The sequence below is a fragment of the Thalassotalea sp. PLHSN55 genome, from assembly GCF_052030545.1.
GTDB lineage: Bacteria > Pseudomonadota > Gammaproteobacteria > Enterobacterales > Alteromonadaceae > CANMXU01.
The window spans coordinates 240,211-254,159 of the sequence record NZ_JBPDIH010000002.1 but is presented as its reverse complement, the minus strand read 5'-3'; the positions used below and the strand labels follow the sequence as shown (position 1 = coordinate 254,159).

At 40.4% G+C, this 13,949-nt stretch carries 10 protein-coding genes; 8 read left to right on the top strand and 2 right to left on the bottom strand.

Annotated elements, in window-relative coordinates; translation table 11 throughout:
• Positions 1 to 84 precede the first annotated feature (84 nt).
• The 6 genes from ACRRSQ_RS04275 to ACRRSQ_RS04250 all read left to right on the top strand — a co-directional run bounded on the left by ACRRSQ_RS04275 (position 85) and on the right by ACRRSQ_RS04250 (position 8,523).
• Positions 85 to 1,605, top strand: coding sequence for a tryptophan halogenase family protein (locus ACRRSQ_RS04275; RefSeq protein WP_440874466.1), 1,521 nt, complete (start codon positions 85 to 87; stop codon positions 1,603 to 1,605).
• 103 nt (positions 1,606 to 1,708) lie between these two features.
• Positions 1,709 to 4,393, top strand: a complete 2,685-nt coding sequence (locus tag ACRRSQ_RS04270; RefSeq protein ID WP_440874465.1) for a family 20 glycosylhydrolase — start codon at positions 1,709 to 1,711, stop codon at positions 4,391 to 4,393.
• Between the two features lie 202 nt (positions 4,394 to 4,595).
• A complete protein-coding gene (gene nagK / locus ACRRSQ_RS04265) occupies positions 4,596 to 5,492 on the top strand; it encodes an N-acetylglucosamine kinase (RefSeq protein ID WP_440874464.1) in 897 nt (298 codons plus the stop codon).
• 67 nt (positions 5,493 to 5,559) lie between these two features.
• Entirely contained in the window at positions 5,560 to 6,714 is a 1,155-nt protein-coding gene (nagA, locus tag ACRRSQ_RS04260; protein ID WP_440874463.1) for an N-acetylglucosamine-6-phosphate deacetylase, read from the top strand.
• A 62-nt stretch (positions 6,715 to 6,776) separates the two neighbouring features.
• Positions 6,777 to 8,081, top strand: a complete 1,305-nt coding sequence (gene nagP / locus ACRRSQ_RS04255) for an N-acetylglucosamine MFS transporter NagP (protein WP_440874462.1) — start codon at positions 6,777 to 6,779, stop codon at positions 8,079 to 8,081.
• 223 nt (positions 8,082 to 8,304) lie between these two features.
• The gene (locus tag ACRRSQ_RS04250; protein ID WP_440874461.1) at positions 8,305 to 8,523 is read left to right on the top strand and encodes a TIGR02922 family protein; all 219 of its coding nucleotides are present in this window, start codon (positions 8,305 to 8,307) and stop codon (positions 8,521 to 8,523) included.
• A 33-nt stretch (positions 8,524 to 8,556) separates the two neighbouring features.
• Here the strand turns inward: ACRRSQ_RS04250 and ACRRSQ_RS04245 are convergent, their stop codons facing one another.
• Positions 8,557 to 9,825, bottom strand: coding sequence for a multifunctional CCA addition/repair protein (locus ACRRSQ_RS04245; RefSeq protein ID WP_440874460.1), 1,269 nt, complete (start codon positions 9,823 to 9,825; stop codon positions 8,557 to 8,559).
• Positions 9,826 to 9,961: 136 nt separating this feature from the next.
• Here ACRRSQ_RS04245 and ACRRSQ_RS04240 point away from each other — a divergent pair, with 136 nt between their 5' ends.
• Together ACRRSQ_RS04240 and ACRRSQ_RS04235 are read left to right on the top strand one after the other, a co-directional pair.
• A complete protein-coding gene (locus tag ACRRSQ_RS04240; protein WP_440874459.1) occupies positions 9,962 to 11,563 on the top strand; it encodes an ExeA family protein in 1,602 nt (533 codons plus the stop codon).
• 6 nt (positions 11,564 to 11,569) lie between these two features.
• Positions 11,570 to 12,568 (top strand): general secretion pathway protein GspB, encoded by a 999-nt coding sequence (locus tag ACRRSQ_RS04235; protein ID WP_440874458.1) that lies wholly within the window; start codon positions 11,570 to 11,572, stop codon positions 12,566 to 12,568.
• A 104-nt stretch (positions 12,569 to 12,672) separates the two neighbouring features.
• Here the strand turns inward: ACRRSQ_RS04235 and ACRRSQ_RS04230 are convergent, their stop codons facing one another.
• Positions 12,673 to 13,884 (bottom strand): HD-GYP domain-containing protein, encoded by a 1,212-nt coding sequence (locus ACRRSQ_RS04230; protein ID WP_440874457.1) that lies wholly within the window; start codon positions 13,882 to 13,884, stop codon positions 12,673 to 12,675.
• Positions 13,885 to 13,949 lie beyond the last annotated feature (65 nt).

Sequence of the window (13,949 nt, the reverse complement as noted above, 5' to 3'; positions counted from 1 at the left end):
CAGTTAATACTGGGTTTTTTTATCTTTAGTGTGATAACCATTAAGTACCTTAATACGCTAAAGCACAATTTTTGAGGAAATAAGATGAAAATTAAACGTATAGCTATTGTGGGGGCGGGAACTGCTGGATGGTTAGCTGCAAATCATTTAGGTGCAGAATTAAGTACAGATCCTGCGATAGATATTACCGTTATTGAATCTAAAGATGTGCCGACTATTGGTGTAGGGGAGGGTACCGTACCCTATATAATGAATGGTTTAAAACGCTTTGGAATTTCAGAAGCGGAATTATTGTTAACTTGCGATGCAACCTTCAAACAAGGTATCAAGTTTGTTAACTGGCTAGACCAAAAAAAACATGGCGACAATGCTTATTATCACGCGTTTGATGAACCATACCCTGGTGGTCTTGATATTAGTAACTATTGGTTAAATCACGCAAAAGCACGTCCATTTGATGATGTAGGGATACAGGCAAGAATTGCCGAACTTGGACTTTCACCTAAGCAAGTTAGTGCGAAAGAATATCAAGGTGATTTAGCATATGCATATCATTTTGATGCAGCTAAATTTGCGCAATTATTGGCGAAAAATGCACAGAAAAAATTTAATGTGAAACATCGCTACGCGACTATCAAAGATGCCAAGCATGATAGCAATGGCAATATTACACATATAGTTTCGTCTGAAGGAGAAGCGTTGGCGTTTGATTTTTATGTTGATTGCAGCGGCTTTTCATCAGTACTTATCGATCAACAATTAGAAGTTCCTTTTATCAGTAAAGCTGAAGAACTTTTGACTGATACCGTGTTGGTGCAGCAAATGCCTTTGGGCGCAGAGGATAAAATTAACCCTTATACAACTGCAACCGCGCACGAAGCAGGTTGGATTTGGGATATACCATTAACCACACGCCGTGGCACTGGCTTTGTTTATTCAAGTCGACATATGAGTGAGCAAGAAGCACTCGTACTTTATGCGCAATATTTAGGTGTTGAACCAAGTGAATTTTCGCCTCGAAAGTTACCAATGCAAATTGGTTATAGAGAAAAATTTTGGCAGAAAAACTGCGTAGCGTTAGGATTAGCGCAAGGCTTTTTAGAGCCATTAGAAGCAACATCAATTTTATTGACTGACTTTTCCGCTGAACTTTTGGCGAAAAGTTTTCCAAAGCACAGTCAGGATATCAATATTGAAATTGACTACTACAACGAAGTGATTACCTATGCTTGGGAGCGCGTTGTAGATTTTATTAAATTACACTATTGCTTGTCTGACAGAAAAGACTCTTCGTTTTGGCTCGATAACCAAAAAAGTGAGACTTTTTCTGAAGAATTACAAGCTCGCCTGAACAAGTTTAAAATACGCACGCCAAAACAAAGTGATTTTTTCAGTCGCTTTGATTTGTTTAATGAAAAGAACTTTTTATACGTTTTGTATGGTATGAAATATCATACTCAACCGAGCGTGTTGTCAGAAGCCCAAAAACAGCAGGCACAGGCGCTACTTGATAGTAACGACCGAATAGTTGCCAGTGCCGAGCAGCATTTGCTTAAGCATAAAGATTGGTTAACTGGCTTAAAGTCAGCGGCCGAAAGAGGCTAGTTTTACGTCGAATAAGCATTTAAGTCGTGCTCATTATCAATTATCTAAGGTGAACAAGCCAAGGCGATATTTACACTGTCTTGGAGATTTCTGGATTTAAATTATGAATATAAAAAACACTGTATTTTCATTTCTCATCGCAATCATAGGGCTATCTTTATTTGGATGTCAGCAAGAGACAAAAACTGAGCCCAAACCATTACAACAACATGAAAATAAAAGCGTAAGCTTATCTCCTGCCAACCAATCAAGCGTTAATGCTATTGCTAAGCAGCTTGATGTAAATTATCGACTTGTCACGAATATTCCTTCAGAAAAATGTAAAAAAGACATTGCTGACGGTGCCTGTTTTGAAGTGGAGTTAACACTTACCGCCGAGCAAGCTATTTCAGCAAACAACTGGCAAATTCACTTTAGCCAAATTGCGCCAATTCAATCATTTGAAAGCGATGAATTTATTGTTGAACACCTTAATGGTGACTTGCATAAAATTGCCTTAAGCGAAAACTTTAAAGGCTTTTCTGCGGGTGAAAGCAAGCGTATTTTATTTAGAGCTATGTTTTGGTCGTTATCAGAATACGACGCGTTGCCAAATTACATCGTTAGCGCTGACAATTTACAGCCACAAGTTATTGAAAGTACAAGGGCGATTATTGACCCAGAATCTGGCATCGAAATTCAGCCGTTTGTGCAGCCGTATACCGATAATGATAAACATTTTAAACGCACAGCTAATGACAATACTGTGTGGTTAACGCCCGAACTGTTGTATCAACGCAACACGAAAAGGTTAGCTAGCCAGGCAAATTTAAGCGCTGCTATTATCCCTACGCCGCAGTCGGTAACTTATGGTGAGCAACAATTAGATTTAAGCGCAGGCATACAAGTTAATTACAATGCGGTTAAGCCAAATTTGGTGAATAGTGCACTTGCGCGTTTAGCAACATTAGGTATTAAAGAGCATGAAAATGGCGTAGTGGTAAATCTAAATCTTGTAAAAGACAGCGCTAAAAAAATCGGCGGTTATCATTTAGAGATCACCCCAGAGCATATTAATATTAACGGTGTTGATGAATCAGGCGTTTTTTACGCGCTCCAGTCATTAGCTTCGTTAGTAACAGTAGGTGAAAGTTCTATCCCGACGTTAACGATAGACGATCAGCCGCATTATGAATTTCGTGGCATGTTGGTTGATGTTGCGCGTAACTTTCACAGCAAAGAGTTTATATTAACGCTGCTTGAACAAATGGGCGCTTATAAATTAAATAAATTGCATTTGCACTTAGGTGATGATGAAGGTTGGCGCTTAGAAATTCCGGGTTTACCAGAGCTAACGGATATTGGCGGACAACGTTGTTTTGATGAAAACGAGCAAAATTGCTTGTTACCGCAACTTGGCGCAGGGCTTGATACTAGCGCACCGGTTAATGGATTTTACAGCGTAGAAGATTACACTGAAATTTTGCAAGCGGCGACTGCACGTCATATTCAAGTGATCCCATCACTTGATATGCCAGGTCATGCGCGTGCGGCGATTAAAGCTATGCATGCACGTTTTGAAAAATATTCTCAGCTTGAACAACCGGAAAAAGCAGCGCAATTTCTATTGCACGATCCAGAAGATACCACTAAATACTCGTCGGTTCAGTTTTATAACGATAATACCATTAACGTTTGTCTAGAGTCCTCTTACGCGTTTATTACCGAAGTGATGAAACAAGTAAAAGAGATTCACGCACAAGCGGGGCAACCGTTAACGCGCTATCATATTGGCGCAGATGAAACTGCTGGCGCATGGGTTGAATCACCAGCTTGTAAAGAATTTCTTGCCAATAATAACTATGGCGTGAAAACCGTTGCAGAGCTAGCCCCTTATTTTGTTGAACGTGTGTCAAACTTGCTTGATGAGCTTGATATTGAATCAGCAGCTTGGAGCGATGGTTTAGAGCACACCAAAAAAGAGAATATGCCGAGCGTGGTACAAGCTAATGCTTGGGGACATTTACCGTGGCAGTCACACAAACAAACCCATGAATTAGTGAATCGAAATTGGCAAGTGGTTGTTTCAACACCCGATGTTTTGTATTTTGACTTTCCTTACGAAGCTGATCCAAAAGAGCATGGCTATTACTGGGCGTCACGTCAGATCAATACTGAAAAAATCTTCCAATTTATGCCTGATAACCTGCCAATTCATGCAGAATTTTGGTTAGACCGAGAGCATAACCCGTTCGAAGCTGATGATAGAAAAATTGTTGATGACAACGGCAAGTTGCTCTCAGGTCCGATGGAAGCAGGGCGCAAGTTTTTAGGTATTCAAGGACAGCTTTGGAGTGAAAATACCCGTAATGATAACTTAGCTGAGCATAAAGTTTTCCCTCGACTTTTTGCTTTAGCCGAGCGTGCATGGCATTTACCTAAGTGGGCAGTGCCGTATAATTATCAAGGCGCTAAATATGATCAAAAAAGTGCGGTATTTAGCCAAGATAAACAGCATATGCGTGATCAGCAATGGGCCAATTTTGCTCAGATAATAGGTAGTAAGGAATTGGTAAAGCTGGAACTTGCCAATATTGATTATCGTTTGCCTACGGTTGGCGCTGTTATTGAAAATGGTCAGCTTAACGCCAATATTGCTTTTGACGGCGTCGCGATAGAATACCAAGAAATGGGGAAATCGTGGCAAAGTTATCAGCAACCAGTTGCAGTTAAAAGCAAGGTTAATATCCGCAGTGTTAGCCATGATGGTGCAAGAAAAAGCCGTAGTACCGAGGTTAGCTTTAATTAGTTGCTAGTTTATACGGCCATTTATATGAATAATGTTAAATTGAAACAAACACTTAACATAAAGCGCAAAAAACAATCGATAAAGATGTGAGATTGTTAAATAAAGTAAATGACAACGCTGTCATTTGTGGTAGTATAGATAAATATAAAATGTAGTGCTTCAAAGCAAAGTGCTAAAAGTAGGAAGTAGACATGAGGTCGATATGCTAAACAGCAGTGGTAAACATAAAGATATATTTCTTGGCATAGACGGTGGCGGCACTAAGTGCAAAGCTATCGTTGTCTCAGCAGACGATCAAATTTTAGGTACAGGTATATCGGGCCCAGGTAATCCGTTACATGGTTTTGAACAAGCAACGAATTCAATTGTGGAATCTGCACAATTTGCCCTTAAAGATGCTGGTTTAGCGAATACGCCATTAAGTGAAGTTGTCGTTGGCATTGGCTTAGCAGGTGTTAACTTGCCGGTATTGTTTGAGCAAATGTCTGCTTGGCAACATCCGTTTAAAGAGATGTATTTGGCAACTGACTTATTAATTGCCTGTTTAGGTGCACATCAGGGTAAAGAAGGTGCGGTGATGATCACTGGCACGGGCTCTTGTGGTTTTTCATACGTAGATGCCAAATCTACTATTGTAGGAGCACATGGTTTTCCTCATGGCGACAAAGGCAGTGGTGCTTGGTTTGGTCTGCAAGCGGCAAAGCAAGTGTTATTGGCACTTGATGGTTTAATTGAAGAAACTGCTATGTCCAAGCAATTGTTAAAGCTATTAGCGGTTGATAACGATGTTGCTTTAGTTGAAGCGATTGCTGGAAAACCGGCAACTTATTACGCCAAGCTAGCAAATTTGGTATTTGATGCCGCTGAAAATGGTGATGTAATCGCGCGTGACATTGTTAATGAAGGTAGCGAATATATTAACAGTGTCGCGAGAAAACTTTCACATCAAAAACCACCCCGAATGTCGATGATAGGTGGCTTGTCACCGCGCATTCAACCTTGGCTCGCCAGTGATGTGCAAGCAATGTTGTCACCGCCATTATCAACCCCTGAAATGGGCGCGGTACTTTTTGCCAAGCAACAAATTGCATTAACTTAGTCGCTAATGGGTTAACGTTCAATATCTTTGTTTGTTAACCCTGCCAAATGCTAACTATAGGTTATTTATGTCAGTAGAAAATCAAACACCTTATCGTTTACACGCGCATCGACTTTTTGATGGTCAATCGTTTCTAGATCACCATGTACTCACTATTGCCGACGGCCGTATTATTGCCATTGATGACAATACAAGCGATGTGGATCAAGTGTGTCAGCAGTTAATCGTACCGGGTTATATCGACTTACAAGTTAATGGTGGTGGCGGCGTATTGTTTAACCAAAGCCCTAGCCTTGAAAACTTAACTGTGATGATGCGTGCTCATGCATGTTTTGGCACAACGGCAATGTTGCCAACGCTAATCACCGATAAAGTTGAAATTATGGCGCAAGCGGCTGATGCAGTGGCGCTAGCAATAAAAGAGCAAGTGCCGGGGATCATCGGTATTCACTTTGAAGGGCCTCATTTATCGGTTGCTAAAAAAGGGGCTCATAGCGCCCAATACATTCGTGAAATTTCTGCTGCGGAATGGCAAGTATTGTCACGCAAAGATCTCGGACAAATTATTGTTACCTTAGCGCCAGAAACGGTTACCACAAAAGATATTAGCAAAATGGTGGCGTTAGGTATAAAGGTTTGTTTAGGTCATACCAATGCCGATTTTAATAGCGCTCAACAAGCACTTGATGCTGGCGCTGACGGTTTTACTCATCTATTTAATGCCATGTCACCAATTCAAGGGCGTGCCCCCGGTGTTACGGGGTGTGCGTTACTGAACGACCAAGCAAGTTGCGGTTTAATCGTTGACGGTCATCATGTGGATTATGCAAGTTGCCAGTTAGCGATAAAAACGAAACCTAAAGGCACGGTGTTTTTAGTGACTGATGCCATGCCACCTGTCGGTACAACAGATACTGAATTTGCTTTTTTTGACCGCACTGTTTATTTAAACGACGGTAAATTAACATCGACCACAGGTGAGCTTGCAGGCTCTGTATTAGACATGGCAACTGCGGTTAAAAATACCCACTTAGGTTTGAAACTGCCATTAGATGAGGCACTAAAAATGGCCAGCAGCTATCCGGCAAATTATATCAATCAGAGCCACTCGCGCGGCCAACTCACCATTGGTAGCCAAGCGGATTTTGTTATCTTAAATGACGATTTAACTGTTAAAGAAACACGCATTGCTGGTCAACGTATTTTTACACAACAAGATTAATTCATCTCTTAACCCGAGTTGAGCTAAATAGATAAAATTATAACGCAAGTATTGAGGGAATTATGGAAATGACATTATCAACACAAAGGCCAAAAAGTAACGCCCTGCCTATGGCAATTGTTGCCGGTTTATTTTTTATATTAGGTTTTGCTACCTGGTTAAATGGCTCGTTAATGCCGTATTTGCAACAAATATTGCAGCTAACCCCTTTTCAAGCCTCACTGATCTTATTCTCTTTTTACATCGCGGTTACCTTTAGCGCACTGCCTTCAGCCACCATTATTCGAAAAGTTGGTTATAAAAATGGTATGGCGTTAGGTATGGCAACCATGATGGTGGCAGGGCTTTTATTTATTCCTGCAGCTAAAACGCAAGTGTTTGCGTTGTTTTTATTTGCTCAACTTGTTATGGGCTCAGGCATTACGTTATTACAAACCGCGGTTAACCCCTATGTGGTGCGTTTAGGGCCAGAAGAGTCAGCAGCTGCACGCATAAGTATTATGGGCATACTGAATAAAGGGGCAGGGGTTATTGCACCGATAGTGTTTACCGCATTAATTCTAAGTGGCTTTAAAGAAGTGTCTGCGCCATTAACACAAATTGAAATTGACCAGATGGCCAATTCACTTATTTTCCCTTATTTGGGCATGTCGGTTTTTATTGGTTTGTTAGCGTTGGCTGTTAAAAAATCACCATTGCCAGAGCTGGAAAGTGAAGATGAAGGTGAGTCTAGTCAAAATAAAGGGCATATTAAAGAGGCGCTTTCTCACCCTAATTTAGCCTTAGGTGTGGTTGCTTTATTTTTCTATGTTGCAGTAGAAGTTATCGCTGGTGATACCATAGGTACCTTTGCTTTGTCGTTAGGCGTTGAAAATTACAGTATTATGACTTCGTATACCATGATGTGTATGGTTATCGGTTATATCTTAGGTATCGCGCTCATCCCTCGATTTATTTCACAGCAAGCGGCGTTAATGGTATCTGCGATTTTAGGACTAATATTAAGCGCCGGTATTGTTTTTGGTAGTAACGACTCGTATATGATCGCTAATGTTATTCTCGCGCCTTTTGGTGTTGCGAAAATACCCGATACCTTGTTAATGATCGCCTTTTTAGGTTTAGCTAACGCGATTGTTTGGCCGGCGGTATTCCCACTCGCGCTGTCAGGTATGGGTAAATTAACCAGTACTGGCTCTGCATTATTAGTGATGGGAATATCAGGTGGTGCATTTGGTCCATTACTTTGGGGCGGAATGAGCTCAGCGACAAGTTTAGGTATGCAAGGTGGTTATTTAGTGATGTTACCTTGTTATGCATTTATTTTATTCTATGCGGTTAAAGGGCATAAAATGAAGTCTTGGTCGTAAGTGACTAAATTAATACGCTTAAACATGTGTTTGTAAATGAAGTGTAATAAATCCTTTTAAAACCTTAACTTAGGAGTTAAGGTTTTTTGTTTTAAACGTAACAATTATCTGGTATAACGTAACTGGGTGGTTGTTTTTTATAGGAAATAAGCCAGCTAACCCGTTTATTTTAGAAAATAAAAATAACAACAGTACTCTAAAGAAGTATAAACGGTAAAAATTTATGAATACAAAAGTCCGAGAAGTGACGGTAATTTATTATCATGAAGCCTCATTAGAGCTTCAGCACCAAATTGCTACTTTTCCTGAAAATGATCAAGGGCGAGTGGTTATCTCAAGCGAATTTCGACAAGGGAAATCTATCGTTGCTGTCTGCGACGGCCAAGTCGATATTTTAAATAAAATTGGCGATAGAATTTTATCAATCGATTATGTTGCTTAACGCTTAACGCTTAACGCTTAACGCTTAACGCAGCTATTGGGCAAATTGCTTGATGACCGCTTTAATAGCGTTAAGTCGCGCCCCTTCCATGGCCTCTTTTATCGCTAAGCCTTTTAAGCCTTGCTCTACAAACTGTTTAGCGGTAACGCTAGTTGCAGACGTTACTATCGCTTGTAAAAATTTCGCTTGCGGGTAAGGCTTGTGTTCAAAGCCTGTTCGCCCTAAAAAATCCGCTTGGCAAGCGAGAAGAAATTCGTCAAAAACCGATGGGTTTCGCCAGACATCTAATTGATTTAATACTTTAAGTAGGGTCTTAGCTTTCAGTTGAAATGCTTTGTGGCTATGTAAGTGAAATTCACATACCTTGAGCGCTAGCTTTTTATGATCTGTCGGGACTTTTAACTGCGCACAGATTTTTTCAACTAGAGGTAAGCCTGACTTTTCATGGCCGTGATGACTTGGCCAAGCATGTTCTGGCGTTAAGCTTTTACCTAAATCGTGGCAAAGTGCTGCAAAGCGAATGGTGGTTTTATCCGACAGCTTTGCTGCTTGCTCAAGCACCATCATGGTATGAATACCGCTGCAAATTTCTGGGTGCCAAAGTTTAGGATTTGGAATGCCCCACAATTTATCTAACTCAGGCCAAATCGCTTTAAGCGCGCCACACTTTTTAAGTACCTGAAAAAATACCTGTGGGTTATCTTGCCCAAGTGAGCGGTGAAACTCTTGCCATATACGCTCAGCGGATAAAGCATTGAGTTCGCCACTAGCACTAATTGTGCTCATCAAGGCTAACGTTTCATCGGCAATGCTAAAGCCTAAATGATGAAAACGGGCAGCAAAACGTGCAACGCGTAATACCCTAAGTGGGTCTTCAATAAAAGCGTCTGAAACGTGGCGCAATATTCGATTATTTAAGTCTTGTTGCCCTTGGTAGGGATCTATCAGTGTGCCGTCAGCAGCTCTTGCCATAGCGTTTATGGTTAAGTCGCGCCTTTTGAGATCTTGCTCGATAGTGACATCGGGAGATGAATAACAAACAAAACCCGTATAACCTTGGCCTTGTTTTTTTTCGGTGCGTGCTAGCGCGTACTCTTCTTTGGTTTTGGGGTGAAGAAATACCGGAAAGTCTTTACCGACTGGCGTATAACCTGCGTCTAACATTTGCTCGGCAGTTAAGCCAACAACCAAATGATCTTTGTCTTTAATCGCTAAATTTAATAAACCATCGCGTACCGCACCACCAACAAGGAAAATATTGTCTTGATAAGGATGATTGTTTTGTGAGCTATGTTCAGACAAAGTGTTTCTACCGCAGCTAAATAAAGAAAAAATTTTATCATGGCTAAGACAAATGTGCACAATCTTTGACTTATGCGGGTGAAACAGTTAGTTTCTTTAAGTCTTATTTTTACTGCAACGCGTCTTCATTTTCTTTATGTATACAGATTTTTTTGGTCTAAGTGAAATTCCTTTTTCGATTGCCCCAAATCCTCATTATTTGTTTATGAGTGATCGTCATAAAGAAGCATTAGCACACCTAACATATGGCTTAGGTACAACCGGTGGTTTTGTGCTATTAACGGGGGAAGTTGGTACAGGAAAAACAACGATCAGCCGTTGCTTATTAGAGCAAGTACCAGAAAACACGCAAGTGGCGTTTATTTTAAATCCAACGCTTTCTAGCCAAGAATTGTTAGCCACTATTTGCGATGAGCTTAAAATTCGCTACCGCAAAACCGGTGCAACACTAAAAACGCTCACCGATAAAATTCAAGATAAGTTACTTAAAAATCATCACGACGGTATTAATACGCTGTTAATTATTGATGAAGCGCAGCATTTACGCGCTGAAGTGCTTGAGCAGCTGAGATTATTAACCAACTTAGAAACCCATACGCAAAAACTGCTGCAAGTGATATTAATTGGTCAGCCTGAGTTGCAGCAATTGTTGCAACGACAAGATTTACGGCAACTCGCTCAGCGCATTACCGCGCGTTATCATTTAATGCCACTCAATAAAAATGAAGTCAGACAATATATTGAACACAGGTTGCAGGTTGCCGGCGGCAATCCGAATTTATTTTCTGCCAAAGCAATTGCAACTATTCATCAGTTATCGAAAGGCATTCCACGGTTAATTAATTTATTGTGCGATCGAGCGCTACTTGGCGCTTACGGTGGAAACAAGCAGCAAGTTGACAAAGCCTTGGTGCTTGGCGCTTCAAAAGAAGCATTAGGCGTTGAGTATCAATTAACGCCTTGGTGGAAGTCGGTGCCAGTTATCGCGCTAGCGTTAATTACATTTATTAGTGCAATGGCGTTTATCGGGTATAGCGCTGGTAAAGCGAGCTACGGACAGTCAACTGAAGCTGAGCAGGCAGTTGCCAATGAAGTAATCAATGAGCAATCTTCTGCTGAAGTGATTATTTCAAAACAACTTGTAGAGCAAAGCCGTAGCTTAGGGCAAAGCGTTAATCACTTATTAACGCTTTGGCGCATTGAAATTGACGAACCAATTGAACAGCCATGTAAATTGGCCGGGTTTTATCAACTCAATTGTTATTGGCATAAAGGCAATTTATCGAGCCTCGTCAAGCTAGGTTACCCTGCGGTTTTTAAATTTTTTGACCAACAAGGCAGCGCATTTTATGGCACGTTAACGCAATCAACTGCTAGCGTATTTACCTTTCAATTTGCCGAGCAAGAACGGGAAGTTGATAAACTCTGGCTTGAGCAACATTGGCAAGGTGGCGCTTTGGTATTTTGGCAAGCCCCCAAAGATGAACAACAAGCGTTCGTGAATCAAATTGACGAGCAATCATCGGTGACTAATATTCAGTGGTTAGAGCAACGTTTAAGCCTTAAACAGCAAAGGCCTAGTCGCACAGTAGACAGTTACGACGCGTTATTAGTAAATCAAATAAACCAGTTTCAACGTCAACATGGTTTGCCAAGCACAAAAATGGCGACCACAAAAACTCTTATGCTTTTGGCCAATGATGTTAGCCAAGGTTTACCTATTTATTCGCACGAGTAGTCAGTAATGTCGTATATTTTACAAGCCTTAGCTAAAAACAATAACAAACAAGCGCCAGCAAATGTTGAAGATAGTGCAACGCCAACGTTTACCCAACAGCAATCAATCACAAAGGGTAACGATGCCAATATCCATCACCATGTTGTGCCTGTAACCAGCCACTCATACAGTGGCTTTGGTTGGGGACTGTTATTAACATTTGCAATTTTAGCCTCGCTACTTGTTGGTTATTGGCTTGGTCAGCAAAGTGATAAAGCACTGTTTGACTCGGCAGCTGCTCAATCTGTTGTTGAGCATAGATTGGTAGAAAATCGCTCACCTGAAAAGATAACCGCTACAAATAACTCGCCCCAAAATGACTCACCAAAGGTAAGTCAACCAAGCGTTACGCAGCCAATTGACAATACGGTGGCGAGTTCAACAACAGCAAGTAACACTAATTCAAAGCAAGCAGAACTTGCCGCGGAAAATTATTTTGAAAATCCACCAACGGTTGTAAAAAAGGCAACTAACCAAGCGAGCATTGAACAATCTGAACAGTTAACTGTGCAGCAAAGCGTTAACAGCATCACCGATAAAGTTGATGAACAAAAAGTGATTGAGGTAACCGCAAAAAAAGTGACTAAACCTTTTGTGGTTGAACCGGTTGAAGGTGTTTCTGATAGTTTATTGGCACGTTTTCAGTCAGCAATAGAAAGCACTGAGCCATCTGCCGATAACACTGCCGATAATAATGAACGTGATAGTGACTCTGCTGCTCCAGAACAACAAGTTAGGCCATTAACCGATATGCCAACTTGGGTACAACAAGGTGTGCCAAACCTTGACTTTCAAACCCACATTTATGCCAGCGATGGCAATGGCTGGATTAAAGTTAATAATAGAGAAAGGTATGAGGGCGACCGTATTGCCGAACATTTGGTGTTAGTAGAGATTTTACCGCAGCAAGTGATTTTAAATTACCAAGGCGAGCGCTTTTCTTTACCAGCGTTAAGCACATGGTAAGTTTAACTTAGTACAGGCAAGTGACAGTAATATCGTACTCGCAGTTCAAAAGGACCTCCTTGTTAGCTCAAAAAAAGTTGGGTTAAAAAGGTTGGGTTAAAAAATTAGGTTAAAAAAGTTTCCTTAAAAAATTTTAACAAATTCAAATTAAACTCGTCTGGCTTTATGCAGCGATCTATTTGGTCGTTGTATTTATTTTGAGTCAAGTCTATCTCTTCCATACCGATTGCTTGCTTTAATCGTGCATTATAAAAGACACGAACAAAAGGCTTTAAGGGTTTGCTTTTATTGAGCTTGCTAACTAAACCAATTTTGCCACTAGAAAGCTTCACTAATGTGCCAATAGGGTAAACACCTAAACAGTTGACAAACTGATTGACCAACTGTTCATCGTAGCCGTTTGGCGCTTCCGCTAATAATATTTTAAAAGCTTTAATCGGATACATGCCTGCTTTGTAAATTCGTTCGGCGGTCATGGCATCGTAACTGTCAACTATGGCTATCATACGGCCATATAATGAGATGTTTTCGGCACTTAAACCATTTGGGTAACCACTGCCGTCGAGTCGTTCATGGTGGCTGCTAACGGTATTAAGTGATATTTCTGATATGTGCGGTAAATCTTTTAGAATATCGACGCCCAAATTCACATGCTCTTTAATGGCTTCGAATTCTTGTTTGTCTAATTTTCCTGGCTTGTTAAGCACTTTGTCGGGGACTTTTATTTTCCCGATATCATGCAAGAAAGCGCCTAAGGTAAGTTGCTCAATGATGTCTTTTTCTAAATTTAAATGTTTGGCAAACATTGTCATTAAAATAGAAACATTGAGTGAATGTTCAACTAAGTACTCATCTTTCATTCTAAGGCGAGCAATGCAAGAAAGTGCATCTTGATTTCTAAATATTGACGCAACAATGCCGTTGGTACTTGCTTTAACTTCATCAATATCTAAGGTGATTTTATTGTTAATATTATCAATGAACTTTTTTTGCAGGATTTTTGCTTCGGTGTAGAGTTTGTTAGCAACCTTCATTTCTTGATCTAAGGAAATCGATGTTTTTTTTTGCTTAGACTTTAACGGTGTGGTTTCAATGTTGATTTTTGTCGTCGCAGTTTTTCTCTCGCGACTAGGGTCGACAGTAACCGATTTAATCCCCGATTGTTTTAACTTGGCAATGCTTTGTTGATTGTTAATATAGCCTTCTGATTTAACATTGATATCGTTATCTTTAGCGCTAACAGAAAGTACATACATGCCCGGCTTTAATTGGCTAACTGGGATTTTTTTATAATTATTATCTGCAGGATTAGACATACCTGAATTACCTCGTTTTTTGCTTTCAAAAGCAAAAATGCCTCTATATCAAGTGATTTACATTA